The 24,293-nt window shown below is 64.4% G+C and carries 23 protein-coding genes; 10 read left to right on the top strand and 13 right to left on the bottom strand.

Annotation, left to right across the window (positions count from 1 at the left end; genetic code table 11):
• Window positions 1–54: 54 nt before the first annotated feature.
• The 6 genes from AC13C8_RS09780 to AC13C8_RS09755 form a co-directional block, all read right to left on the bottom strand.
• A complete protein-coding gene (locus tag AC13C8_RS09780; protein ID WP_482847186.1) occupies window positions 55–1,266 on the bottom strand; it encodes a four-carbon acid sugar kinase family protein in 1,212 nt (403 codons plus the stop codon).
• Window positions 1,266–2,528 carry a RuBisCO large subunit C-terminal-like domain-containing protein gene (locus tag AC13C8_RS09775; RefSeq protein WP_482847185.1) on the bottom strand — a complete coding sequence of 421 codons (1,263 nt, stop codon included), beginning with the start codon at window positions 2,526–2,528 and terminating at the stop codon, window positions 1,266–1,268. Before AC13C8_RS09775 ends, AC13C8_RS09780 begins: the two co-directional genes overlap by 1 nt.
• A gap of 1 nt (window position 2,529) precedes the next feature.
• Window positions 2,530–3,069 carry a VOC family protein gene (locus AC13C8_RS09770; protein WP_482847184.1) on the bottom strand — a complete coding sequence of 180 codons (540 nt, stop codon included), beginning with the start codon at window positions 3,067–3,069 and terminating at the stop codon, window positions 2,530–2,532.
• A gap of 7 nt (window positions 3,070–3,076) precedes the next feature.
• Window positions 3,077–4,354, bottom strand: coding sequence for a TRAP transporter large permease (locus AC13C8_RS09765; RefSeq protein ID WP_482847183.1), 1,278 nt, complete (start codon window positions 4,352–4,354; stop codon window positions 3,077–3,079).
• Entirely contained in the window at window positions 4,351–4,803 is a 453-nt protein-coding gene (locus AC13C8_RS09760; RefSeq protein ID WP_482847182.1) for a TRAP transporter small permease, read from the bottom strand. The genes AC13C8_RS09765 and AC13C8_RS09760 overlap by 4 nt, the downstream gene beginning before the upstream one ends.
• Window positions 4,804–4,889: 86 nt before the next feature.
• A complete protein-coding gene (locus AC13C8_RS09755) occupies window positions 4,890–5,903 on the bottom strand; it encodes a TRAP transporter substrate-binding protein (protein ID WP_482847181.1) in 1,014 nt (337 codons plus the stop codon).
• Between the two features lie 153 nt (window positions 5,904–6,056).
• Here AC13C8_RS09755 and AC13C8_RS09750 point away from each other — a divergent pair, with 153 nt between their 5' ends.
• From AC13C8_RS09750 to AC13C8_RS09735, 4 genes are all read left to right on the top strand, one after another.
• Entirely contained in the window at window positions 6,057–7,073 is a 1,017-nt protein-coding gene (locus tag AC13C8_RS09750) for a LacI family DNA-binding transcriptional regulator (protein ID WP_482847180.1), read from the top strand.
• 130 nt (window positions 7,074–7,203) lie between these two features.
• Entirely contained in the window at window positions 7,204–8,193 is a 990-nt protein-coding gene (locus AC13C8_RS09745; protein ID WP_482847179.1) for a TRAP transporter substrate-binding protein, read from the top strand.
• A 1-nt stretch (window position 8,194) separates the two neighbouring features.
• Window positions 8,195–8,704 (top strand): TRAP transporter small permease, encoded by a 510-nt coding sequence (locus AC13C8_RS09740; protein ID WP_482847178.1) that lies wholly within the window; start codon window positions 8,195–8,197, stop codon window positions 8,702–8,704.
• Window positions 8,701–9,954 (top strand): TRAP transporter large permease, encoded by a 1,254-nt coding sequence (locus AC13C8_RS09735; protein WP_482847177.1) that lies wholly within the window; start codon window positions 8,701–8,703, stop codon window positions 9,952–9,954. The genes AC13C8_RS09740 and AC13C8_RS09735 overlap by 4 nt, the downstream gene beginning before the upstream one ends.
• Window positions 9,955–10,202: 248 nt before the next feature.
• On the opposite strand, the gene AC13C8_RS09730 is transcribed toward AC13C8_RS09735, so the two are convergent.
• Genes AC13C8_RS09730 through AC13C8_RS09720 form a run of 3 tightly spaced genes read right to left on the bottom strand, consistent with a single transcriptional unit; the run spans window position 10,203 to window position 14,272 of the window.
• On the bottom strand, window positions 10,203–11,741 hold the full coding sequence (locus tag AC13C8_RS09730) for an FGGY-family carbohydrate kinase (protein ID WP_482847176.1): 1,539 nt from the start codon (window positions 11,739–11,741) through the stop codon (window positions 10,203–10,205).
• Between the two features lie 22 nt (window positions 11,742–11,763).
• Window positions 11,764–13,380 carry an alcohol dehydrogenase catalytic domain-containing protein gene (locus tag AC13C8_RS09725; RefSeq protein ID WP_482847175.1) on the bottom strand — a complete coding sequence of 539 codons (1,617 nt, stop codon included), beginning with the start codon at window positions 13,378–13,380 and terminating at the stop codon, window positions 11,764–11,766.
• Window positions 13,361–14,272 carry a MurR/RpiR family transcriptional regulator gene (locus AC13C8_RS09720; protein WP_482847174.1) on the bottom strand — a complete coding sequence of 304 codons (912 nt, stop codon included), beginning with the start codon at window positions 14,270–14,272 and terminating at the stop codon, window positions 13,361–13,363. The genes AC13C8_RS09725 and AC13C8_RS09720 overlap by 20 nt, the downstream gene beginning before the upstream one ends.
• A 299-nt stretch (window positions 14,273–14,571) precedes the next feature.
• Between AC13C8_RS09720 and AC13C8_RS09715 the strand changes: the two genes are divergently transcribed.
• The 6 genes from AC13C8_RS09715 (at window position 14,572) to AC13C8_RS09690 (ending at window position 19,952) form a co-directional block, all read left to right on the top strand.
• Entirely contained in the window at window positions 14,572–15,579 is a 1,008-nt protein-coding gene (locus AC13C8_RS09715; protein WP_482847173.1) for a substrate-binding domain-containing protein, read from the top strand.
• Between the two features lie 77 nt (window positions 15,580–15,656).
• Window positions 15,657–17,135: a sugar ABC transporter ATP-binding protein gene (locus tag AC13C8_RS09710; protein ID WP_482847172.1), complete on the top strand. Its 1,479-nt coding sequence runs from the start codon at window positions 15,657–15,659 to the stop codon at window positions 17,133–17,135.
• A 16-nt stretch (window positions 17,136–17,151) separates the two neighbouring features.
• Window positions 17,152–18,162 (top strand): ABC transporter permease, encoded by a 1,011-nt coding sequence (locus AC13C8_RS09705; protein ID WP_482847171.1) that lies wholly within the window; start codon window positions 17,152–17,154, stop codon window positions 18,160–18,162.
• 33 nt (window positions 18,163–18,195) lie between these two features.
• Window positions 18,196–19,215, top strand: coding sequence for an ABC transporter permease (locus tag AC13C8_RS09700; protein WP_482847170.1), 1,020 nt, complete (start codon window positions 18,196–18,198; stop codon window positions 19,213–19,215).
• 147 nt (window positions 19,216–19,362) lie between these two features.
• The gene (locus AC13C8_RS09695) at window positions 19,363–19,587 is read left to right on the top strand and encodes an alpha/beta hydrolase (RefSeq protein ID WP_482847169.1); all 225 of its coding nucleotides are present in this window, start codon (window positions 19,363–19,365) and stop codon (window positions 19,585–19,587) included.
• Window positions 19,588–19,697: 110 nt separating this feature from the next.
• Entirely contained in the window at window positions 19,698–19,952 is a 255-nt protein-coding gene (locus tag AC13C8_RS09690; RefSeq protein ID WP_482847168.1) for a hypothetical protein, read from the top strand.
• 109 nt (window positions 19,953–20,061) lie between these two features.
• On the opposite strand, the gene AC13C8_RS09685 is transcribed toward AC13C8_RS09690, so the two are convergent.
• From AC13C8_RS09685 to AC13C8_RS09670, 4 genes are read right to left on the bottom strand one after another with little or no spacing between them, the layout of a single operon-like run.
• Window positions 20,062–20,823, bottom strand: a complete 762-nt coding sequence (locus tag AC13C8_RS09685; RefSeq protein ID WP_482847167.1) for an SDR family NAD(P)-dependent oxidoreductase — start codon at window positions 20,821–20,823, stop codon at window positions 20,062–20,064.
• A gap of 40 nt (window positions 20,824–20,863) precedes the next feature.
• The gene (locus AC13C8_RS09680; RefSeq protein WP_482847166.1) at window positions 20,864–21,952 is read right to left on the bottom strand and encodes a glycerol dehydrogenase; all 1,089 of its coding nucleotides are present in this window, start codon (window positions 21,950–21,952) and stop codon (window positions 20,864–20,866) included.
• A 31-nt stretch (window positions 21,953–21,983) separates the two neighbouring features.
• Window positions 21,984–22,778 carry an SDR family NAD(P)-dependent oxidoreductase gene (locus AC13C8_RS09675; RefSeq protein WP_482847165.1) on the bottom strand — a complete coding sequence of 265 codons (795 nt, stop codon included), beginning with the start codon at window positions 22,776–22,778 and terminating at the stop codon, window positions 21,984–21,986.
• Window positions 22,779–24,293, bottom strand: coding sequence for a xylulokinase (locus AC13C8_RS09670; protein WP_482847164.1), 1,515 nt, complete (start codon window positions 24,291–24,293; stop codon window positions 22,779–22,781).

The raw sequence follows: 24,293 nt of genomic DNA, 5'->3' as shown, positions 1-24,293 counted from the left end.
GGTCCAACGGCTGGTCGCGCTGCGACCTTTGTGTTGACCCGTTCTCCGCGCGGCTCAGAAGAGGGCTGCGACGTCGTCGAACAGGGTTCGTGATCCCATCTGCCCGCCTTTGAGCATCACCGGAAGCCCGTCGAGGCGGGTCTCTTTGTGGTGGCCCAGACAGATGCAGGCGCCTTGGCCGAGGTCGCGCTGGAAGTCGAGCGCATCGAAGCTCATGCGCGCGACGATCCGGCTGGATGTATCGCCTCCTGCCAGACCCAGTGCCCGCAGGGGCATGAGGTCCGCCAGCTTTTGCACAAGATCGGCGCAGGCATCGGCCAGCGCATCGGGGCTGACGCCGTAATCCGCATCGTGCAGCAAGTGGACGAGCAGGTCGGCGTCGCCATGTTTCGACGCGATCCGCTGCGGCGTGTCGGGGTCGGCCAGCGCATCGGGCGTGAGCGCGACGGGGGTGAGCGTGGTAGTGGCCGCGATCTGGTCCGCCGTGACCGATGAGCGTGATCCGGCGAAGAGGAGCGTTCGGCCCTTGCGCGGGGCAGGGGCGAGGGGAGGGTCGCCGCCGAGGTAACCGCCCAGCACTTCGGCCACGGAACTTGCCCCGATCAGAAGTTTGCGCCCCGGGGTCCGCTCGAGTGCCGCGCCGATCCTGCGCTGGTCTTCGGCATCGATCGTGTCGAGCAGCGCCGGCGCCCGTGCCAGCCGCGCCGCGACGGTCTGGGGGTCGCGCAGGTCGGGGGCGGTGATCCGTTCGGAGAGGACCAGCCCCTGCGCGGCGAGATGCACGGCGAGATCGGCCTCGGTCATCGGGGTGACGGGATGGCGGGCCATGACCGGATGGCGGTCGATCCGGTGCACGATCCCGTCCGGTCCACGTGCAAACAGCGTGCCGAAGGCGCAGTAGCGCCCAAGGCCGGGTTGCCCGCCGATGACGGCGGTCACATCGGGGTGGAACATGTCGCGCAGCGCTTGGGCGACCGCGCCGATGGAGCCGGTGTCGGGGCTGCTGTCGAAGGTGGAGCAGACCTTGAAGTGGATGATCTCGGGCGCTTCGGCTTCGATCATCGGCCAGAGCTTGTTGAGGGTCTCGATCGCGCGCTCGGGTGTGAGCGAGCGCAGGTCGGTGGCGATCCCCAGCACATCCAGATCGACCTCGGGCGCGGTCGTCCCGGTGACGAGGCGCGTCCGCAACCCGCGCCGGGCATAGGCCGCGAGACTGTCGGAGGCGCCGGTGAAATCGTCCCCGACAAAAACGATCCGCGCGCCCATCAGCGTGACCCGAAAAAGTCCAGCGCGCGGGCGAGGGCTTTGTGGTCCTTGGCCGCGGTCGCAAGATCGGTGCCCGCAGCGTGCGCTGCATAGGCTTCGCGCAGCGACGCGATGCCGGCGGAGGGTCCGTCGGGATGGGCGAGGATGCCGCCGCCGCACATGAACATCAGGTCCGCGCTTTGCGAGGCATCCATGGCCGAGGGCAGGGTGCCCGCCCATTGGCCCGAGGAAAACGCAGGCATAACGCGGTCGTCCGCCCCGTCGGTCAGCGGCGCGAGACAGGCGCGGGCCGCTTCGGTCACCTCTTCGGCGCTGTCGACGAATTTGCCACCGATGCCGTGGACGTGCATGTGATCGACGCCTGCGAGGCGGAACAGGGTCTGATACGCTGGAAAGGCCATGCCGAGGGCGGGGTGGCGGCTCATCGCGCCGAAGCCGTTGCGGTGCGCGTGGATGGCAAGGTCGGTGTGGGTGCGCAGGCTTTCCATGCCCGACAACCCGCACCAGTTCAGCGAGGCCATGACCGAGGTGCCGCCGTGTTCGGCCACCAGATCGGCGTGACGGCGCATCGCGTCGACCTCGTCGGTGATGTTGAAAGCCATCATCACGCGGCGGCCCGAGCTGTCTTCGGCCCGTTTGATCGCGTCCATGACCAATGGCACACGCTGGGAAAGTGGGGCGATGTCGGGGTTGGCGCAGACCTCGTCGTCCTTGATGAAGTCCACCCCTGCGGCGCAGAGATCGGCGACCAGCGCCGCGATGGCTTCGGGCGTCATGCCAACGTTGGGTTTGATGATCGTGCCGAAGATCGGCCGCTCGGTGATGCCGAGGCTGGCGCGTGTCCCGGCGATCCCCTGCACCGGCATCGGAAAGCGGGCGCGATAGGCGGCGGGAACGGTGACGTTCATCAGCTTCAGGCCGGTGATCTCGCCGATGTCGTAGAGGTTGCCCGACACGGTCGCGGCCAGGGTCGGCAGGTTGCGCCCGATGTTGCCGGTCGGAAAAGCGATGCGCACGCGGGCGCGTTTGACCGGACCGGGGGCGCCTTTGCGGTCGATATAGGCCGAGGCGAGCGTCGGCGCGGGCATTTGGCCCAGCTCTTCGATGCTCAGCACTTCGGCAGCAGAACGCGCGCGCAACGCGTCGGTTTCGCCCGCAACGCGCACGAAGGTGCCCGAAGATTGCTCGCCCGCCATCATCGCGGCCACCTCGGCCACGGGAAACGGGGTCTCCAGCAGGTAGTCCGCGACGATCCGGTCCATGTCAGATTACCGACAGATCGGGGAAGGGCCGCACCGGATCGGTGCCGTCCCAATCGACCGAGGCCGCGCGGATCATGTCGAACATGCGCCCTTTCGGTCCCATCACCTCGGACAGTTCGATGCAGGTGCCGGGGTGGTGTTCTTCGGCGAAATAGACGAAGCGCCCGTTTTCGCCGACGCAGCCCGACATTTTCACGGTGAAGCCGCGGGCTTTCATCATGGCGAGATCGGCGTCGAAATCCTTGGTCCAGAAGGCGACGTGCTGTAGCCCGCGCAACCCCTTTTGCATATAGTCGCGATACATCGAAGGCACGTCGTTGCGGGTCTGGATCAGCTCGACCTGCATGTCGCCGGAATTGGCCAGCGCCACGGAATTGTGCGGCGCATAGGTTTCGCCGTCATAGGTGTAATCCTCGATCGGCACCTGCGGGTTATAGAACCACGGGCCGACGCCCATGACATCGGACCAGTGTTTCATGCCCTCTTCGATATCGTCCACGACGATACCCAACTGGCGGATCGGGCCGAGTAGATTGCTCATGCGCGCCTCATTTCATCAGGGTGGTGGGGAGCCATGTGGACAGCGCCGGAACGGCGGTGACGACAAGCAGGCTCAGAATAAGCGGAAGGAAAAAGGGCATCACGCCTGCGATCACGCGGGTGATGGGCATCTTCGTTATGATGGTGATCATGTAGAGCGACATGCCCACGGGCGGGGTCAGAAGTCCGATCATCAGGTTCAGGACAAAGACGATCCCGAGTTGCAGAGGATCGACCCCGGCCATCGTCAGTGCGGGCGCGACGATGGGGGCGATGATCAGGATCGCGGCGATGGATTCGAGGATCATGCCGACGACCAGCAACAGGATGTTCACCAAAAGAAGCAGCACCAGCGGGTTTTCGGAGAGGCCGAGCAAGAGCCCCGAGACTTTCATCGGCACCTGATCGAGCGTCAGAACCCAAGCAAAGAGCGCCGCAGTCGCCACCACGAACAGGATGTTGGCCGTGGCGGTGGTGGTTTCGCGGAGCGCGGTGATAAACCCCCGAAGCGACAGGCTGCGGTAGATGAAAATGCCGATCAGCGTGGCGTATGCGACGGTGACGCCCGCGACCTCGGTGGGGCCGAAATAACCCGACATCAGCCCGCCGATCAGAAGCACGGGGGCGAGGAGGGCCGGAAAGGAAATGATCGCTTTCTTGGCCACGTCCGCCGGGCGGGCCGCGATGTCGTCGCGGGGCAGAGATTTGGCGCGGGCGACGATGGCGACCTGGATCATCAGAAAGGCGGTCAGAAGCAGGGCAGGGACGATGCCTGCGAGCAGCAGTTGCACCGCCGAGACATTGGCGACGCTGGCGTAGATGATGATTGGGATAGAGGGCGGAAAGATCGGGCCGATGGTGGCGGCGGCGACAGTCAGGCCGGAGGCGAACTCAGGGCGGTAGCCCTGCCGTGTCATCTGGTCGATCTGGATTTTACCCAGAGCGCCGATGTCGGCGAGCGCCGCACCCGAGACGCCCGAAAAGATCAGCGACACGAGGATCGAGACCTGGGCCACCGCGCCACGGATGCGGCCCAGCACCATGCGCACGAGGTCGAAGAGATGTGTGGTCACGCCGGTCGCGTTCAGAAGCGAAGCGGCGAAGATAAAGAGCGGCACGGCAAGAAGGGGCGAACTGTCTAGCGCGTTCAGGCTGCGTTGCGCGAGCACCGAGATTGGCAACCCCTGTGTCACGATCACCACCGCCGAGGACAGGCCGAGGCAGACCGCGATGGGCGCGCCCGCGACGAGCAGGACGACGAAGAGGGTCAAGAGCAGGGCGGTCATGTGGTCTCCAGCGCCTCTTGGTCCGAGGTCGCGCCGTAGGGGGCCGAGGGGGATTTGCCGCGCAGGGTCGCGATGATGCGCTCGGCTGCGACCAGCGTTAGGAACAGCGATCCCGTCAGGGCGAGCGAGTAGTAGAACCAGTTTGGCACCCGCATGGCCGGGGTCAGGAATTTACCGGCGCGGGGCAGGAATTCGGCGAAGCTCCACAACAGGAGCACACCGAAGGCCAGCGTGGCGATGTCGGCCAGAAGGGCGAGCCAGCGCGCGGGGCGCTTGCCCAAGAGGTCGGGCAAGAGCGTCACCGAGACCAGAACTTGTCGCCCGGCGAGCGCAGGCACGGACAGGAACACCAGACCGATGCCGGAAAACCGTGCCAGTTCGTCGGCCCACGGCAGCCCCATGTCGAAGAAATTCCGCGCCGCCACCTGCAAGACCACGAGGCTCGCCATGAGGGCGAGCAGGGTGAGGCCAAGCCCCACCCCGAACCCCGCGACCCGCCCGAGAGCGGCGCGAAGGGAGGATACCTCCCGCGGCATCAACCGATGGCCGCGATCTTGCTGTAGAGCTCGCCGTATTCGGCGCCGAAACGCTCGTCGACCAGTTTGGAGACGCCGTCGCGGAAGCCCGCGATGTCGAGGCCGTCCTCTTCGCCGATCACGGTCATGCCGAGGTCGCGAAGCTGCTGGGTTTCGCCGGCTTCGTTGTCGAGAATGGCGTTGGTCGCTTTCTCGCGGGTCTGGCTGGCGGCTTCGCGCACGGCGTCCTGTTCGGTGGCCGACATGCCCTGCCAGACGTCTTCGTTCATCACGACCACTTCGGCGTTCGACATATGGCCGGTGAGCATGAGGTGGCTTTGCACTTCGTAGAGCTTCACGTTCAGCACCACGTTGACGGGGTTTTCCTGACCCTGCACGACGCCGGTGGCCAGCGCGGTGGGCACTTCGGACCAGTCGACCGGCACCGCGACAGCGCCCATGCCTTCGACGGCGGTGGTGTAGATCGGGAAGGGCACGGCGCGGATCTTGGTGCCTTCGAGGTCGGCCGGTCCCATGACCGCCTTGCTACAGGTCAGGTTCCGGCGACCGAAGTAGTGGGCATAGATCACGCGCACGTTGGCGGCGTCGATCAGGCCCGCGTTCAGTTCCTGCATCACCGGGCTTTCCACGTCGGTCACGGCCATCAGGTGGTCGATGTCGCGATAGAGATAGGGCGTGTCGAGGGCCGCGAAGGGTTGGTAGAGTGAGCCGAGCGCGCCGGCGGTGTTGTGCGAAAAGGCAATGGTCCCGAGCGAGACGGCTTCGGCGAGTTCCTGAAGCTTGCCGAGCTGCGAGTTCGGGAACACCTGCACGTCGAGGTCGCCGCCCGAAGTTTGGCCGAGCGCTTCGGCGAACCAGTCGGCCTGAGCCCCGGCGACCGAGGCGACTTCGTTGTTGTGACCGTAGCGCAGCGTGGTTTGGGCCAGCGCGGGACGGGCGACCAAGGGGGCGGCAAGGGCCGCGCCGCCAAGGGCAAGCACCGAGCGGCGGTTCAGATTGAACGAATTTTTCATCTCTCTCCTCCCAGAGTTAATGACGTGTTTTGAGGGATGGCTTTCCGAAACCGACGCGATCCCTCCCAAAACACGGCGGCTTTGACGGATGGTAGGGATTTGGAGCATGATTGGTCCAGAGAATTGAAATGATGGGTTTTGAGGGGTTGCATCATGCCTGATAGTGGGAACAGACCGCTTTTGATGGATATTGCCGCTCGCGCAGGCGTGTCGATGGCGACGGTGGACCGTGTCATCAACCGGCGCAAGGGCGTCGCTGAGCGCACCCGGCAACGGGTGCTGGAGGCGGCGCGGGCCGTTGGCTATCTGGGCGATGACGAAGCCGTGCATATCGGGGCGGCGCGCCCGATGAATGTGACCGTTCTGCTGCCGTCCGGCACCAATCCCTATCTGCGGCTTCTGGGCGACCGGTTGCGCGCGCGGGTCGGACGGTCGGGGGCGACCGATCCGTTCCTGAGGTGCTTTTTCATCGACAGCTTCGATGCGGGCGCACTGGCCGAAGCGCTGCGCAAGAACGCGGGCTGGGCCGATGGCATCGCCTTTTTCGCGATCGAGCATCCCGAGGTGCGGGCCGCCGCCGCCGAGGTCGCGGCGCAGGGCACGCGGCTGGTCACCATCGTGTCGAACCTTGGAGAGCGGGCAGGGGTGGCGCATGTCGGGTTGGACAACCACGCGGTCGGGCGCACCGGGGGGCTGTTGGTCGGGCGGCTTGCCGGGCGAGGCGAGGGCGCGGTGGCGCTGGTCGCGGGCAGTCGCAACTACCGCGCCCACAGTGAACGCGAGGCGGGGTTCCTGAGCGTGATCGACGAGATGTTTCCCGGCCTGCGGCTGGTCGGGCTGCGCGAGGGACATGACGACGCGGGCGAGAATTACCGCCATACGCTTGCGCTGGTCGAACAGGAGCCAGAGCTGGTCGGCATCTATAATGTCGGTGGATCGTCGGGCGGGATCACGCGGGCCCTGCGCGAACTGGGGCGCGAGGACGTGGTGTTCGTGGGTCACGGGCTGACGCCCGACACCCGCCGCGCGCTGTTGGACGGGACGATGGATGCGGTGTTCGATCAGGATCCCGACGTGCTGATCGACCGAGCGATCCGGACCTTGGCCGAACCGGAGGTACCGCCCGAGCCACTGAAGCTGGATATATACTTCAAGGAAAACCTTCCCTGATAAATATACGAAACAGGTTAATCCGTTGCCGAAAAATTATTTCACGACCCGGATAGAAAACGGCGTTCATTCGCGATAGGGAACCCCGTCACGATTTTTCGTAACGTGTTACCAATTCTGGGAGTCCACCATGAAAATTACCGGAAAACTCGCTCTGCTCGCGAGTGCCTTTACTGCCATCGCGATCAGCGGCCCCGCGTTCGCGCAGATCGAAGAAACCAACCTGCGCCTTGCGCATGTTGTGAACGAACAGGACGGGTTCCACGCCGCCGCGACCAAGTTTCAGGAACTGGTCTCGGAGCGTTCCGACGGTCAGATCAACGTCGAGATTTTCCCGAACGCCACGCTGGGCGACGAGCGCACGCTGCTTGAGGGGATGCAGATCGGCACCATCGACATGGGTGTGATCACAAACGGTCCGGTGTCGAACTTCCTCGAAGACATCGCCGTGTTCGAAATGCCGTTCCTGTTCCCCTCGGCCGAGAAAGCCTATGAGGTGCTCGACGGTGAAATCGGTCAGGAGCTTCTCGACCGTCTGTCGGAAGTGAACCTGAAGGGTCTGGCCTATGCCGAGCGCGGGTTCCGCAACCTCACCAACTCGGACCGCGCGATCAACACGCCTGCGGATATTGAAGGGCTGAAGGTGCGGGTCATGGAAAACCCCGTTTACATCGACACCTTCCGCGAGCTTGGCGCCGACGCTATTCCGATGGCTTGGACCGAAGCGCTGACCGCAATGCAGCAGGGCACCATTGACGGGCAGGAAAACCCGGTCGGCGTCGTGCATTCGTTCAAGCTGAACGAAACCCAGACCAACATGACCATGACGCGCCACACCTATGCGCCGGCGATCATCGTGATGAGCCTGCCGGTCTGGAGCGGTCTGTCTGAAGAAGCGCAAGAGATCATCGCCGATGCCGCACAGGAAGCTGCTGAGTACGAGCGTCAGCTGAACGCCGATCTCGAAGCCGAGCAACTGGCAGAGCTGCGCGCCTCGGGCATGGAAGTTATCGACGATGCAGACCTGTCCGCGTTCTCGGAAGCGGTGGCTCCGGTCTATGAGAAATACGGCGAGCGTTTCGGTGATTACCTGCCGCGCATTCAGGATGCGCTAAAGTAAGATGCTGGGCGCGCTGAACCGGTTGGACCGCATCCTGGGTGCGGTGCTGGGCCCAGTCGTGGTGGCGGGGATGGTCGCTTTGACCGCCGTCATCACGCTTCAGATCGTGTCGCGCGTGTTCTTCACCTCGGTCTCCTGGACCGAGGAGGTGGCGCGATTCCTTCTGATCTGGATCACCTTTCTCGGCGCGTCTCTCGCCTATCAACAGGGGCGGCATATCGCGGTGCAATTGCTACGCGACTCGCTGCCCCACACCCTGCGCCGGATCGTGACCGGCGCGGGTATCCTCGTCGCCTTGGCGTTTCTTGCGACGCTGACGTGGATCGGCTGGACCTATATGAACCTGCAAAGTTTCCAGAGGTCGCCGTCGCTGCGCATTCCGATGAATTACATCTATCTCGTGATGCCCGTGGCAGGGGCGTTGATGGCGGTGCTGTCGGTGATCGACCTCGTGCGGCTGATCGCGGGCGCGCCGATGCGCGATGACCGGGCGCCGGAGGACGCGCCATGACACTCGTGCTTGGGCTGCTTTTCGTTCTGTTTCTCTTGATGGGGCTTCCGATCGCCTTCGTGATCGGTGCCTCGACCATGGCCGCGCTGAATGCGGGTAACGTGCCCTTGATGGTGGTGCCGCAACAGATGTTCGCGGGCATCAACAGTTTCGCGCTTGTCGCCGTGCCGATGTTCGTGCTGGCCGGAGACATTCTGGCGCAGGGTGAGATCTCCAAACGCCTGATCGCCTTTGCCGATGCGATGCTCGGCTTCATCAAGGGCGGGCTTTCGGTTGTCTCGGTCCTAGCCGGGGTTTTCTTCGCCGCGATTTCCGGGTCGGGCGCGGCCACGACGGCGGCGGTGGGGGCGAGCCTCGTCCCCGAACTCAAGCGCAAGGGCTATGACCCGGCCTCGGCCGCCTCGCTGATCGCGGCGGCGGGCACCATCGGGGTGGTGATCCCGCCTTCGGTTCCGATGATCATCTACGCGGTGATCGCACAGGAATCGGTGAAGAGCCTGTTCTTGGCGGGCTTCGTGCCGGGGATCGCCATGGGGCTGGGTCTGATGATCATCGCGGTCATTCAGGGCTATCGCCGGGCCTATCCCAGCGGCACGGCGTTGTCGGTCAGAACCATCGCGCGCACGTTCCTGTCGGCCAGCTGGGGGCTGATGGCTCCGGTCATCATTCTGGGCGGCATCTTTTCGGGCGTCTTCACGCCAAGCGAAGCGGCGGTCGTCGCGGTGAACTATGCCGTGCTCGTTTCGCTTTTCATCTACCGCGATCTCACGCTGAAGGGGCTTTATCAGATCATCCTGCGGGCCGGGGTCACGACGGCGGTGATCCTGTTCGTGATCGCCGCGTCCTCGGTTCTGAGCTGGGCGCTGGCAAGCTGGCAGGTGCCCAACGCCATCGCGACCTTCGCGCTGTCGCTGTCGGACAGCATCTTCGTGCTGCTTCTGGTGGTGATGGTCCTGATCCTCGTGACCGGCATTTTTCTGGAAACCGCGAGCGCGCTTATCATCCTGACGCCGATGCTGCTGCCTCTGGCGGCGCAGCTTGGCATCGATACGGTGCATTTCGGGATCATCATCGTCGTCGGTCTGGCCATCGGGATGGTGACGCCACCGGTTGCGATCAACCTGTTCGTGGCCTCGTCGGTGACGGACCAACCAGTCGAACGGATCGCGCGCGCCGTGGTGCCATACCTGATCGTACTGATCGTGGTTTACCTACTGATCGCCTATCTGCCGCTGCTCTTCGGGTGGTAGGTGCGCGGGTGCTTGGGCTTTGGTTCTAGAGCGTCATTAGCCGCATTGCCGCCTGTATCATCAGGATGCTTGTTGCACGGGATCTTTACGTCTTGGTAGTTTGAACGATGACGACATCAATAACATGAGCGCGTTCCCGTGTTCGGGGCGATTCACGGTGATCTCGCGGCTAAGGGCGGTGCTCTCGTCGACGCCCGTCGGCACGTGCATCCCCCCCGAACGTATGCTCGGGGGGGATGGGCAGGGCGTCAGAGCGCCGCGTCCATGCGGGAGAAGAAGGGGGACAGGGTGCCCATCGCGTCGAGGTAAGTGTCGAGGTAAGGCGTGTAGCGTGCCGTAACGTCGGGCCGTGCCTTGGTGCTGTCCGTCGACAATTCCGAGAACGACCGCGCCGAGGCGGCGATGTCGGGGAAAAGGCCGGCGGCGTGGCCTGCGACCAGTGCTGCGCCCAAAGTGCCGAATTCCTCGCGGGGCAAGCGGCTGTAGTTGATGCCGAGAACGTCCGCCTTGATCTGCCGGAACAGTTCGCTTCGGGCGCCGCCGCCGATGTTCAGCGCGAATTTGGGGTTGTAATCCGGCGCGAGCTCGCGCACGGCGCGCATGTAGACACCGTATTCGTAAGCGATGCTCTCCATCATGGCACGGACCATATGCGCTTTGCCATGCCGCCACGTGAGGCCCAGAAACGCGCCGCGCATGGTCGGATCGTTCGGGGTGTTGCGGCCGGACAGGTGCGGCAGGAACAGAAGCTTCTCGGACCCGGGTTCGATTTCCTCGGCTTCGCGGGCGAGAGCGTCGTACGGGTCGTGGCCGTCCGCTTCCCAAGCTGCCTTTTCGAGCGGCGAGACATGGTCGCGGAACCATCTGAGGTTCAGCCCGCCGCCGGCGACATAGGCCATGGGGAACCACAGGCCAGGCACCACGTGGGGACAGGTCATGAGGCAGCGATAGGCCGTATCAGTGCCGAAGTTGTCGATCACGGTCGAGAACACCGAAGCGGTGCCGGACACATCGAACACCACGCCGGGGTCCACGAGACCCGCGCCAAGCACGTTGGCCGACTGGTCACCGCAGCCCGCCGCGATGGGCGTGCCATCGGCGAGGCCGCAAAGCGCCGCCTCGTCCTCGGTCACATGGCCGATGATGTCCCACGGTTCGACGATCTTGGGCAGCTTCTCGTTGGTCAGGTCGAAACGCGACAGAAGCTCTTCGTTCCAAGTGAAGCTCTCGCCGGAGCCGAAGCCGGAAAACACGATATAGGTTCGGTCCATGAAGGCGTCGTCGCCCGTCAGCCCGCCGAGCCGCCCTGCGCAATAGGCGGCGGGCTGGATAAAGGCGTGAATGCGGTCCCAGACCTCGGGCCGGTCGCGCCAGTACAGGATTTTCGGCGCGTGGTTGAAGGCAAGCCCCATGCCGCAGGTCTTGATGATATCGGTTTCATGCGGGCGCAGCTCGTCGAGATAAGGCGCGCAACGGGTGTCGAGCCAGCTGTCGTAATGCGTGACCGGCGACCAGTCGCGGTCGATCGCCATGATGCCCGCCATCTGCCCGTCGAGCGCGACACAGGCGATGCGGTCGGGCGCGAGGCCGGAGGAGGCCATGGCGGAGTTGATCGTGCGGCGCACGCTGCCCAGAATTTCGTCGGGATCCTGTTCGACCTGCCCGGGTCCGGGGTAGGTCAGGATGCTTTCCTCGAAGGCATCCGCCACCAGCGTGCCGTTCGTGTCGTATATGCCGGTCTTGGTGCCGGTGGTGCCGATGTCGATACCGATGACATGGTCTTTCATGGGGTTTCCTCCCTAGGTCTTGTCAGCCGCGCAGCGGGGCTTCGTCGGATACCGTCAGCGGGCCGGTGAGCGGCGTGAGCGGACGGTCCGGCGCGTGTGGATAGACGACGATCTTGCCCGACACGGCCCCGTCGGTGACGGCGCGCAGCGCATCGGGCAGGGCGGTGAGGCCCACGGTCGCCTTGAGATTGTCGAGGAGCGAAAGCTCGCCCGTCGTGACGCGGCGCAGCACGTCCTGCATGTCGCCGGTGGTGCAGCCGGTCGAGCCGGTGAGGCGCAGGCCGCTTGTCGCGATGGACGCGAGGTCGAGTGCGATGGTTTCGCCATAGGGCATGCCCGCGAAGACCGACAAAAGCCCGTCGGGGGCTAGAAGATCCGCCGCGCGTTCGACGGCTTGGGCGAGGGGGGCGACGACGGTGATGTCGTCGAACCCGTCGGGTGCGTGCTCAGCGGCGGCGGTTTCCAGTGCGCCGTCCTCGATCACGATCAGGGTGCGGCCGTTCGCCTGTGCGAGCGGCGCGAAATCGGCGCGCAGGTCGTCGAGGCGTTTGCCTTTGCGCGAGGTGGCGATGACCACCTTGGGGCCATCGTGCATCTGGAGCAGCCGGTGGACGTGGATGCGCCCCATCGCGCCGCCCGCGCCATAGACCAGTGCGGTGCCACCCGCGCGCAGATCGAAGCGCTGGCGGTCGGGGTCGAGCGCGGTGAGCACGTCGGTTTGGTCCGTGCCGGTGAAAGCGAGCGCGTTGTAGTGGACGCGGGCCGGATCGATGCGGGACGGCGTTTCGCCGGCCGTTTGGCGGGCCTGAAGCAGCATTCCGCCCGTGGCGAGACGTGCGGCAAGGTCCGTGAGCGTCTCGGCGTCCAGATCGCCCAATGCGATGATGTCGTCAAAGGTGGTGTCGCCGAGATCGCCAAGCGCGACCGAGGATGGGGCAGGGGTGGCGAGGAGGCCGTCCGGCACCTCACCCACACAGGTCACGCCACCCGCCCAGTCAAGCGGGCGGCTGGCGTGGAAATCACCGGCGTTCGGACCGGCGACGATCAGAGCGCTTCCGGTCGGGTCCAAATCCTGCCGCACGTTCGGGCGCCATGCGCGTTCGACGCAGCCATAAGGTTCTAACAAGGCGATTTCGGCGGCTGTCAGGGTCTCGGGCACCTCGAACACGTAAGGCGCCGCCGGATCGAGCGCGCGCGTGTCGAGCGTGATGTATTGCGCGAAACCGCCGGGGAGATCCATGCCAATGATCGCGCGTTTGCCGTCGATCTTCATGGCAGGTTGCAGGCCGAGACGCAGCCCCGCGGGATAGGTCGCGGACATGTCGGCACCGGAAGCGACGACGCGCAGGCAGACTTCGTGGCCCAGCACGGTTTTCGCGGGTGTCGCACCGGTCGCGACGAAAAGCGGATGACGCTCGCCCATGCGGATGACCTTGATGTCCGAGGAGCAGATCGAGGCGGCTTCGACACGGACCACCACCTCATCCGGTGCGGGATCGGGGATGGGGGCGACCTGCGGCGTGGCCGCCAGAAGATCGTCTAGTGTCTCGCCCTGATAGGGCCAGTGCAGGTTGGTGGCACCGGTTATCGGTTCGGGGTCGGGAAGTGGGGCGAAGTGCTTAGCGCCGGTCATCGTCATGTGCGATCCTTCTGCTCGTCTTGATGTGGGGGTCGCCACGGCTGAGGTGGTCGAGCGCGCGGTCGTAATCGAGCACGGCGGTCAGCGAATAAAGTGCGTCCACGGCGAGAAGCTGGCCGTATTTGGCGACCATGCTTTCATAGAGCGGCTCGCCGCCTGCGGGTTCGTAAGCCGAGGGGGTAGCGAGCGTGAGATCGGCCAGCTTCGCCAGCGGCGATTCAGGGTAGGAGGTGATGGCGATGGCCGGAAGCCCGCTGTTGCGGGCGGCCTGTGTCGCCTCGACCGTCTGCGCGGTGCGGCCTGAATCGCTGATCGCGATGACAAGCGCATCCTTGGGCAGTGAGGCGGCCAGAATGGTCTGGTTGTTCCGGTCCTGATGGAACATCGCGGGGATGCCCATGCGCCCGAAGCGTACCACGCCGCTTTCGGCAGCGAGACAAGAGGAACCGGCAGCGAGGAACAGGACCGGTCCGGCGTTCACGATCATCCGCGCCGCTCGTTCCAGAGCGTCGGGGTCGAGCGTGGCGAGGCCGGAGCGGGCCACGTCGATCTGGCGGTGTGCGATCTTGGACAGGATGGTTTCGGCGGTGTCGGTGCGTCCGATGTTGTCATAGACGCCCTGCGGCATCGCGGGCTGTCCTTCGGAGGGATCGCCGGGGCTGGTTTCGGCCAGCCGCAGCACGAAGTCGCGGTAGTTCTCAAGCCCGATGCCGCGCACGAAGCGGCTGATTGAGGCCTCAGAAACGCCGGAGTGGGTCGCCAGTTGCCGCAGGTTCATGCGGCGCACCTTGTCGGGGTTCGCGAGAACGGCATCGGCCACGGTCTGAAGCGTCGGCTTCAGGTTTCCGTGCACCGCGCGGATGTGCTCGAGAATCGTTATCTGTCCGGCCATCGGCCCTTGTCCTCCCATCGTCCTTCGGGATTCCCCGAAGCGGTTTCGCTGGTCGTCGCCACACCTCCTTGTGGCGGCGGGCGGATCGACCGGTCTGGAAACCTGTCTTAGCCGACTGCCCGCGAAACTGCTGTGAAAATAACATTCACAAAAAGTAAAAGACAAGAAAAGAAATTTCTAGACGGGAGCGATTCGCGTTGCTACGGTCGGCTCCACGAGATGATTTCCGGCACCGGAGGACCGCGACCACTTTGGGTTGCGGAGGGCAGGAGGTCGTCAGTTTATGGGAGGTTAAATCTATGAAATATCTCAATAAAACTCGTACACTCGTGGCTGGCACACTGCTTGCGTCCGTGGCTGCGGCGCCGCTGATGGCGCAGGATGGCGAGGCGCGCACCTACATCTACGCATCGCAGCTTCAGGGCCACCCCTACCTGCTCGATAGCCTTCTGGGCATGTCCTATGCCGAGGGCAAGTTCGGTGTGACGGTCGAGCCGATCGGGCCGCAGGGCTGGGATCCGGTCGCGGGTGCCGAAGCGGTCGAACAGGCCATCGCGCGTGAGCCCGACGGCATCATCACCACCCTGTGGGAGCCGGGTGCGGTTCCGGGCATCAAGCGGGCAATGGAGCAGGGTATTCCAGTCATCGTGATCGAAGCCGCGACACCGGATAACGGTGCGCTGACCTTCATCGGTCTCGACAACTACGAAGCCGGAGTGGATACCGCGAAAGAGCTGATCGAACGGGGCGGCAATTCCGGCAGCTACGTGGCTTCGGGCAACTGGGGTGCGTCGAACACAGACGCCAAGTTCCAGGGTCTCGTCGATTACCTCGACGCCAACTCCGACTGGGAGCTTGCGGGCCGGATCGACGACAAGGCGACGACCTCGACCGCCATCGACGCGGCCAAGACCATGTTCAACACCTATCCGGACATCACCGCTGTTGTCGGGCTCGACAGTTCGTCGGGCACGGGCATCTGTCTGGCGGCGGAAGAGCTTGATATCGATATCGAACCGCTCACCGTCATCGTGCACGACCGCGAAGATCCGGTGCTTGAGTGCATCGAATACGGCGCCATCGACGCGACCATCGTGAACAAGACCGCGCTTCAGGCCTATATGGCCGTGCAGATGCTGGAGGCTTACAACGACACCTCCGTCGGTCTGGCAGATGTTCCGATCTCGGCCAACAACTCCGAGGCCGGTGTGACGCCGTTCCCCTCGGTCATGTACATGGGCACCGAGGTTATCGATGGCGACAACATCGAACACTTCATGCGTGACAGTCTTCCTGAACTGAACTGAGTGCGCATCGGCGGCGGCGGGCCCGAGCGGCCCGCCCCGTCACTTTTCTCCGAATTTGACGAACGGGAGTGCGGCCGATGGAAGCCCCTATTCTAGACGTATCCGGCATCAGCAAGAGCTATGGCGCGGTGCAGGCGTTGAGCGACGTCAGCTTTCGCGTCGCACCGGGTGAGGTTCACGCGATCCTTGGCGAGAACGGCGCGGGCAAGTCCACGACGCTGAAGATCATCAAGGGCGAGTTGACCCCTGACGTTGGGCAGGTGTCGCTGCGCGGCAAGGTCGTGGATGCGGCCGAGCGGGCGGTCGGTGACATCGAGATGGTCCATCAGGAACTCACCGTGTTCGAGAACATGTCGGTGGCCGAAAACATCTTTGCGGGGGACATGCCGCGCAAGGGCGGGCGCATCGACTTCAAGAAAATGCACGCCCGTGCTGCCGAGTTGCTGGCGCTGTTCGGGCTGAACGTGGACACGCGGGAAATCGTGTCGCAGCTCACGCCGGGGCAGCAGCAGATCGTCGAGATCCTGCGCGCCGTCGAGCGCGAGCCAGGGGTGTTGATCCTCGACGAGCCGACATCGGGTCTGAACAACCGCGAGGCCGAGGTGCTTCTGGACCTTATCAAGCAGCTTCGGGCGACGGGGCAGAGCATTCTGTACGTTTCTCACCGGTTGCAGGAGGTGCTCGACATTGCCGACCACATCACGGTTCTGCGCGACGGGAAATTCGTCGAGACGCTGGTGAACCGGAACCTCGATGAGGACGCGCTGATCGCGCGGATGGTGGGCCGCGAGCTGGGCAACGAACGTCGGGGCCACGGCGGCACGCGCGGGGCGGTTGCGCTGGAGCTGTCCGGTCTCGGACAGGATGGCGCGTTCGACGCCGTGTCGCTGTCGCTTCATGAAGGCGAGATCGTCGGGGTCTTCGGGCTGGAAGGGTCCGGTGCCGAGGAGTTGAGCGAGGCCATGTTCGGGCTCATTCCGGCAGGACAGGGCGAGATGCGGCTGTTCGGAGAGCGTGTTGCCCATCCGTCGCCCACCACCCTGATGCGGGCGGGCATGTCGTATCTGCCCGCGAACCGGAAGGAAGCCGGTCTCTATATGGAACGGTCGATTGCCGACAACGTCGCGGCCCCCGTGCTGGACCGCTTGTCGCGCCGCGGCATGGTCGACGGGCGGGCGGTCGAGGATCTGGCCCATGACAGCGTGCGCCAGTTCGCGATCCGCGTGTCGGGTATCGGGGACACGCCGCAGCAATTGTCGGGCGGCAACCAGCAAAAGGTCATGGTTTCCGCCTGTCTGGCCAATGCGCCCAAAGTCATCGTGATGAACGAACCGACGCGGGGCGTCGATGTGGGGGCCAAGGCCGAGGTCCACGAGGTCGTGCGCGCCGAGGCCGAAGCGGGCCATGCGGTCGCCGTCTTTTCATCCGACCTGCCGGAGCTTTTGCGGCTGGCCGACCGGATCGTGGTGATGCGGTCGCGCCGGATGGTGGGCGAGGTCGGGGCCGGAACGATGGGCGAAGAAGCCGTGATGGCATTGGCGGCTGGCAGTGCCTGAGAGGAGTGAGGAAACCATGAGTGCATCCGAAAACGTGGATCAGGGTCTGACGCGCGACGCCGGCAAAGGCACCGCGCGCGGCAAGGGATCGGGCGCGGGGAAGTTCGGGGGCAATGCGCTCCCCCTTGCGATGGTGACGTTCACGATCATCGCCTTGCTGGCGCTGACGCAGCCGAATTTCGCGACCTATCAAAACATCAATTCGATCCTCTTCGGGGTCTCGATCGAGTTTCTGGCCATCATCGGGTTCACTTACGTGATGGTTATGCGGGAGATCGACCTCTCGGTCGGCTCGGTGTTCGCGCTGACCGGCACTTTGACGGGCGCTTTGCTTATCAATGACTGGGGTCTTTTCCCCGCCGCTCTCGTGGCGCTTGGCGCGGCCGGACTGGTCGGGCTACTCAACGGTCTGCTGGTCGTGCGGTTCGGGATCAATTCGCTGATGCTGACCATCGGCACCATGCTTCTGGTGCGCGGCCTGTCCAATGTGCTGGCCAACGATCTGGGCGGGCGCACCTATCCGCGGGAGTTCCGGTCGCTGGCGCGCACCGATCTTTTCGATATCCGGATCACCATCGTGATCATGGTCGTGATGGTTCTGCTGGCGTGGGTATTCCAGCGCCGCTTCGGGCTTTATCGCAAGATGTGTTTCATCGGGGAGAACATGAAATCGGCTGCCGTTCACGGCATCCATGTGGGCCGGATCAAGGTGCTGGCTTTCGTCGCAAGTGCGATGACGGCGGGCTTGGGCGGCATCTTTACCGCCAGCCGGATCACGCATGCCGACGTGCGGATGGGCCTTGGGCTTGAATTCGTCATGGTGACGGCGGCGATCATCGGGGGGGCCAGTCTTTATGGCGGGCGCGGTGATCTGCGCGGCTCCGCGCTTGGTCTTCTGCTGCTCGCCGTCGTTCTGAACGGAATGATCATGTTCGACATCGAACCCGTGTTCCAGCAATTCGTCATCGGTGCGCTTCTGATCGCGACCGTGACCTTCGACACGCTTTTGAACCGCCGCGCCAGCTGACGCGGGCCGAGTGACTGAGGGAGGATAGAACCCATGAGCACACGCAAGACAGGCTTTCTGAGAGCCGCGCGGCTGGAGCAGGAGACGGTGACATTCGGGGCGGTGGTGCTTCTGGCGCTGGTCCTGTCCATCGTCAGCGCCTCGTTCCTGAACGGCAACAACCTTGCCTCGCTTCAGACCGCCATTGCGCCGAACCTGATCGTCGCGACGGGGATGATGACGCTATTTATGATCGGGCGCTTCGATCTGTCGGTCGGCGCGGTCATGGGCTTGGCGGGGATCGCCACGGCGATGGCGTTTTCCGCCGGTGCGCCGGTGTGGCTTGCCATGGCTGCGGGGCTGGCCGTCGGCGTCGGGATCGGGGCCTTTAACGGTGCCTTTGTCGCGGTGCTGGGGATCAACCACCTGATCGTCACGCTTGGCGTGCTTTACATGACGCGGGGCGTGATCGAGGTTGTGATGTCGGGTCAGAAGCTGGCTGGTTTTACCGGCTTTCCCGAAGGCTTCGGCGCGCTGGGGCGCTTTGAGATGGGCGGCTTTTACGGGCTCTTCGCCTTTGCCGTTCTGCTGGTGATCGGGATGGAGGCTTTCTTCCGCCTGAGCGCAGGTGGCCGGCGTCTGGTCTTTCTCGGGGGAAATCCGCAGGCGGCCTCGTCCATCGGGATCGACAAGCGGAAGGTCGAGTTCTGGTGCTTCGTGTTGTCGGGGTTCCTTGCAGCGCTTGCCGGCATCCTGATGACTGCGCGGGTCGGTATGGCGAACCGGTATATGGGCGAAGGGCTGGAGATGCAGATTTTCATCGCCTGCCTGATCGGCGGCGGTTCGATTGCGGGGGGTAAGGGATCTTACCTGGGCGCGTTTCTCGGGGTGGTTTTCATCTCGTTCATGAACAACGCCTTCAACCTTCTGTCCGTCCCGTCCGAGTGGCAATCGGTCGTGATCGGCGCGGTGCTGGTGCTCGTGGTGTCCATCGACGGGATCATGGTGCTGCGCAAGAGCGGGCGGCCGTGGCGCGATATCCTTGGCCTGCCGTCACTGCGGCGCGTGGGGTAGGGGCGCGCGAAGGCGAAAGTGCGAAATCCCGCGCGTTCCGGCGGAATAGGCATGGAATGCGCGGTCATGATCTATCGGTTCGCGGAATTAACGCACAAATCCACATGTAACGCCGACGGAAGGTCGGTTTCGGCATCACGTTGGCTGGTGATCTGTACACCCCTGAGGGCAGGCCCCTTCGCTGCGATTGAGGTCAGCGGACCGTTCGGCGCGGTCAAAGAGCAATCCTCGGGCCTGCACGCGCAGATGCTGGCCGAGCGTGGCTTCGCCTCGCTGGCGTTCGATCCGTCGTTCACTGGTGAAAGCGGCGGTAGCCCCCGTGATCGGGCCTCGCCCGACATCAACCGAAAACTTCATGGCGGCGGTCGATGATCTCGGCCTGCTGGACAGTGTGCGCCGTGACCGGATCGGTATTCTGGGGATCTGCGGCTTTGGTGGCATGGGCTTGAATGCTGCTGCTGCCGACAAGCGGGTGAAAGCGGTTGCGGTCCGATCAGCGCGCGCGGCTGTGGTCGTTTGTCGCCTCGGGCGGACCGAACCATCGTATCCTGTCGCTTGTGAACTGTATGAAGGTGCCTTTCGCGGACACGCTTCGGGTTGAGGATCTGGCCGCGGCGAGTGCGTCGTTCCGTGTCGGCTATGAAAGCCCGTCACAGTTCAGTCGCGAATACGCGCGGCTCTTCGGCAATCCGCCGAAGCGCGATATCGAAGCTTTACGGCTGGATGTGGCAGGGTGAAGGGGATCCTGCGTGGTTATCAATCAATCGCTTCTCATGATCCGACATGTAAAAACACCCCCCGCGGGAGGGAGCGGGGGGTGTTTTGCAGGGACGGATTGCGGTGGGATCAATCCAGCGGATTGCCCGTTGCGAAACCGCCGTCTACCTCAAGGCAGATGCCGGTGATGTAGGCGGCTGCGGGCGAGACCAGAAAGATCGTCGCGCCGACGAGATCCTGTGTCGTGCCCCAACGGCCCATCGCGGTGCGTTTCGAGATTGCCTGTTCGCCTTCGGGGCGCGACCAGATCGGTTTGGTCATGTCGGTCTGGTGATATCCGGGTGCGATGGCGTTCACGCGGATGCCTTCGCGGCCCCATTTGTGAGCACAGGCGCGGGTCAGCCCCAACACGCCGGTTTTCGACGCGCAGTAGGCGGGCACTTCGGGGTCGGCCATGAAGCTGAGCATGGAGGCGATGTTGACCACCGCGCCCTTGGTCTCGGCCAGCTTGTCGTGGAGCGCGAAGGAAAAGCGCATCTGCGCGTTCAGGTTAACATCCATGGTGTCGAGAAAAATCTCTTCGTCCCATTCCTCGCCACCGCGCGCGATGCCGGCGCCGTTCACGAGGATATCGACCCGTTCCTGCGCCGCGCAGAAGCTGCGGATCGCATCGGCGTCGCGCACGTCGAGACGTTGGAAGGTGATCCCCTTTTCATCCAGCTTCGCGATTTTTTCGGCGGAGCTGCCGGAGCCGATGACGGTCGCGCCGAGGGCCGCGAGGCCACGGGCGATGTCGAGCCCGATGCCGCTGGTGGCGCCGACGACGATGGCAGATTTTCCCGCCAGCAGGTCCGGTTTGAACGTGTCTATGATTTCCGAAAACTCGGTCATGGTATCTCCTCCCTCGATGTGATTGGCGAGCGGCGTGCGCTCAGGCCAGTTTGCGCAACGCCTCGGCCACCATGTCGGGTGTGACCTTGATCGGTTCGTTGTGCATGATGTCGCCCGGTTTGCAGGCGCGTTCCGCCACACGGGCGACTTTCTCTTCGGTCAGATCGGTGATGCCGACGCCTTTGAGATCGGTGGGCAGGCGAACCGAGGCGCAGAAGGCGCGCACGCGCTCGAATTCGTCCAGTTGTCCGTGGATCAGAAGCATGGCGAGCACACCGATGGCGACTTTTTCGCCATGCAGGTGGTGGTGCACGTCATCCAGTTCGCACAGCCCGTGGTGGATTGCATGCGCGCCTGCGACGCCGCCGCTTTCAAAGCCCGCGCCGGAGAGCAGGATGTTGGCTTCCACCACCCGTTCAAGGGCGGGAGAGGCGTCGTCCATGTCGCAATCTTCGAGGGCTTGAACGCCGTCCGCGAAGATCACGTCGCGGCAGTAGCGCGCAATTTCAAAGGCAAGCGGCGACCCGAAGGTGCCCCAGCAGTTGGGCGCATCCGCGATGCGGCTGCTTTCGGCTTCGTAAAACGTGGCGAGCGCGTCACCGATGCCAGCGGCCAGAAAGCGCGCGGGGGCTTTGGCGACGATGGCGGTATCGACCAGCACCAGATCGGGATTGCGCGGCAGGAACAGGTCATAAGCCACGGTGCCATCGGTGCGATAGACCACGGCGAGCGCCGAACAGGGCGCGTCCGAGGCCGCGATGGTCGGGATGATGACGATGGGAACGCCCATGTTGTGGGCCACGACCTTGGCGGTATCGAGCGCCTTGCCGCCGCCCGCGCCGATCACCACGTCGATTCCGCCGTCTTTGGCGAGCGCGGTCAGCTTTTCGACCTCTTCCTCGGAGCATTCGCCGCCGTGGGCGTGGAAGCTGAGCGCAATGTCGTCGCCTGCGCCTGCGGTCATTTCGGCTTCGAGCATGTCAGCCAGAGCGCGGTCGAGGATCGCGAAACCCTTGGTGCCCAAGCTTTTCGTCTCGACGCCGAGGCGCGCGATCAGGCCGGGGGCCTGGATGTAACGTCCCGGAAAGCGGGCGCCGGTGACTTTCATGGTCTGTGCGGTGTCGGGCATGTTATTCCTCCCAGAAAACGTGCGGCTGGCCTTACCAGCAGGTGTAACCCCCGTCTGCGAGCACGATGGAGCCGGTCATAAGGCTCGCCGCGTCGGAGGCGAGGAACAGGATCACCGAGGCGACTTCGTCCGTGCGACCCATGCGGCCCTGCGGCGTGCCGCCGATCCAGTGGCGCATGAGGTTTTCGTCCTCGTAGACGTAAGAGTTCATCTCGGTTTCGATGTAGGTCGGGGCAACCGCGTTCACGCGGACACCGCGCGGCGCCCATTCGGCGGCGAGGCTTTTGGTTAACTGGTGAACGGCGGCCTTGGAGGCGTTGTATTGCGCCTGTTCCTGCGGTCGGTTCACGATGTAGCCCGACATGGAGCCGACATTGACGATGCTGCCCGTTCCACGTTCCAGCATTTTCGCGCCGAAGGCACGGCAGCACCAGAACAGGCCGTTCAGGTTGATGTCGATCACCGAGGACCATTCGTCGTCGCTCATGCGTTCGGCGGGGATGTTCGACCGGGCGATGCCTGCGTTGTTCACCAGCGTATCGACTTCGGGGTGGCGGTCGGCCAGCGCCTGAACCGCCGCCGGATCGGTGACTTCGAGCACATCGGAGGTCACGGAGAGACCCTTATCGGCCAGTCCCTTGGCAGCCGCTTCGGCGGCGTCCGCGTCGCGGTCGGTGAGGACCACATGCGCCCCTGCCTGTGCCAGCGCTTCACAGGTCGCAAGCCCGATACCGCGCGCGCCGCCGGTGACGAGCACGTGACGGTCGGTCAGCCGGAAGCGGTCGAGGTAGGGCACATTTGCCGCGTCTTGAGTGGTGTCGGACATTCAGGCCTCCGGTTGCGATGCCGTGAGCGCATCGAGCGTGTCGTAGTGTGCTTGGCTCTGGGTGTAGAGCGTGTCGAAGAGCGGCTGCATCCGCGCGTAATGCTCGGCCCAAGCGGGGTCGGGCTGCACTTCGCGGGTGTGGCGCACGAGTTTGGCTGCGGCGCTTTCCAGATCGGGTTCGTGACCCAAGGCTACGGCACAGAGCGCCGCGCAGCCGACGAGACCGCATTCGGCTTCTTCGGGGATCAGGATCGGACGGTTGTAGATCGAGGCTTTGATCTTCAGCCAGAAGTCGGCTTTCGCACCGCCGCCCGACGCGATGAGCACCTCGGGGCGGGTGCCGGTGGCGCGTTCCATCACCTGAAGGTGGCGGTTTACGGCAAAGCCCACGCCTTCGAGCACCGCGCGGTGCATCTGGGGCAGGCCGTGACCGGCAGCGAGGCCGAAGAACTGCGCCCGCGAGTTGCGGTGCGCGCCCAGCCGTTCGCCCACGAGATAGGGCAGGAAGAACAGCGCATCCGATCCGGGAGCGGCGGTTTCGGCCATCGCGAGGATGTCGCCGTAGCTTAGATCGTTGTCATGGAAGGCACGGCGCGCCCAGCGGGCCGCATCGCCCCCCGCTTCGAGCAGGACGAAGGCGCCCCAGTTGCCTTCCGGTGTGCCGACGTTGGAAATCTCGGGATCGAGCACCGGCTTTTCGGCCACCAGTGTCACGATGGACGAGGTGCCCGCGACTTCGGAGGCCAATCCGGGGCGGCAGACGCCGGAGCCCAGAAGCGCAATCGGGTAATCCGCGCCCCCTGCGAGGACCGGAAGCCCTTGGGGCAGGCCGGTGGCCTTGGCGGCCTCGGCGGTGACATGGCCCAGAATTTCGGTCGGCAGTTTGACCGCAGGCATTTTCGACGCATCCAGCCCAAGGTCGGAGAGAACGCTATCGTTCCAGCGCCCCGTTTCGGGGTCCATCAGGAAGGAACAGGCCGCATCGGTCCAGTCCATCGCCCGCTCGCCGGTCAGCTTCAGGTTCACGAAGTCCTTGGGCATGAGCACATGGGTGGCACGGGCATAGGCCTCGGGCTCTTCATCGCGCAGCCATTGAAGCTTGAACGCGGGCCATGCCGGTGTCGGCGGGTTGCCGGTGCGGGCGAGCCAGTCTTCGACCTTCTCACGGGCCTCGAAGGCGCGGACGTGATCGAGCGTGCGCTTGTCGTTCCAGAGCGGCACCGCATCGCGGGTGGGTTCACCGTCGGCGTCCACCAGAACCGTGCCGTGCATCTGCCCGCAGCCTGCCAAGGCGGTGAGGGTATGGCCCTCGTTCTTGGCCCATGCGGTCACTTCGCTCAGTGCGTCGCAGGAGGCGGCCCACCAGTCGGCGGGGCGTTGTTCGGACCAGCCGTAGGCCGGGACGATCTGTTGGTATTCGCGGGCCGCGATCCTGAGAACCTGGCCGTCCGGCCCCATCACCGCTGCGCGGGTGGAGCCGGTGCCGATGTCGAGTGCAATGGTGCAATCGGTCAC

This window comes from Aliiroseovarius sp. B-4 (assembly GCF_056857795.1).
Note: the sequence above shows the minus strand (reverse complement) of the source record. Positions and strands in the feature narration are given on the sequence as shown.

Coding starts and splice junctions, on each gene's coding strand:
- AC13C8_RS09720 (WP_482847174.1), bottom strand. CDS start 14,272: ATGGCCGGACAGATAACGATTCTCGAGCACATCCGCGCGGTGCACGGA.
- AC13C8_RS09775 (WP_482847185.1), bottom strand. CDS start 2,528: ATGGACCGGATCGTCGCGGACTACCTGCTGGAGACCCCGTTTCCCGTG.
- AC13C8_RS09725 (WP_482847175.1), bottom strand. CDS start 13,380: ATGACGATGACCGGCGCTAAGCACTTCGCCCCACTTCCCGACCCCGAA.
- AC13C8_RS09735 (WP_482847177.1), top strand. CDS start 8,701: ATGACACTCGTGCTTGGGCTGCTTTTCGTTCTGTTTCTCTTGATGGGG.
- AC13C8_RS09675 (WP_482847165.1), bottom strand. CDS start 22,778: ATGTCCGACACCACTCAAGACGCGGCAAATGTGCCCTACCTCGACCGC.
- AC13C8_RS09680 (WP_482847166.1), bottom strand. CDS start 21,952: ATGCCCGACACCGCACAGACCATGAAAGTCACCGGCGCCCGCTTTCCG.
- AC13C8_RS09780 (WP_482847186.1), bottom strand. CDS start 1,266: ATGGGCGCGCGGATCGTTTTTGTCGGGGACGATTTCACCGGCGCCTCC.
- AC13C8_RS09715 (WP_482847173.1), top strand. CDS start 14,572: ATGAAATATCTCAATAAAACTCGTACACTCGTGGCTGGCACACTGCTT.
- AC13C8_RS09710 (WP_482847172.1), top strand. CDS start 15,657: ATGGAAGCCCCTATTCTAGACGTATCCGGCATCAGCAAGAGCTATGGC.
- AC13C8_RS09765 (WP_482847183.1), bottom strand. CDS start 4,354: ATGACCGCCCTGCTCTTGACCCTCTTCGTCGTCCTGCTCGTCGCGGGC.
- AC13C8_RS09700 (WP_482847170.1), top strand. CDS start 18,196: ATGAGCACACGCAAGACAGGCTTTCTGAGAGCCGCGCGGCTGGAGCAG.
- AC13C8_RS09755 (WP_482847181.1), bottom strand. CDS start 5,903: ATGAAAAATTCGTTCAATCTGAACCGCCGCTCGGTGCTTGCCCTTGGC.
- AC13C8_RS09770 (WP_482847184.1), bottom strand. CDS start 3,069: ATGAGCAATCTACTCGGCCCGATCCGCCAGTTGGGTATCGTCGTGGAC.
- AC13C8_RS09750 (WP_482847180.1), top strand. CDS start 6,057: ATGCCTGATAGTGGGAACAGACCGCTTTTGATGGATATTGCCGCTCGC.
- AC13C8_RS09740 (WP_482847178.1), top strand. CDS start 8,195: ATGCTGGGCGCGCTGAACCGGTTGGACCGCATCCTGGGTGCGGTGCTG.
- AC13C8_RS09745 (WP_482847179.1), top strand. CDS start 7,204: ATGAAAATTACCGGAAAACTCGCTCTGCTCGCGAGTGCCTTTACTGCC.
- AC13C8_RS09730 (WP_482847176.1), bottom strand. CDS start 11,741: ATGAAAGACCATGTCATCGGTATCGACATCGGCACCACCGGCACCAAG.
- AC13C8_RS09705 (WP_482847171.1), top strand. CDS start 17,152: ATGAGTGCATCCGAAAACGTGGATCAGGGTCTGACGCGCGACGCCGGC.
- AC13C8_RS09760 (WP_482847182.1), bottom strand. CDS start 4,803: ATGGCGAGCCTCGTGGTCTTGCAGGTGGCGGCGCGGAATTTCTTCGAC.
- AC13C8_RS09685 (WP_482847167.1), bottom strand. CDS start 20,823: ATGACCGAGTTTTCGGAAATCATAGACACGTTCAAACCGGACCTGCTG.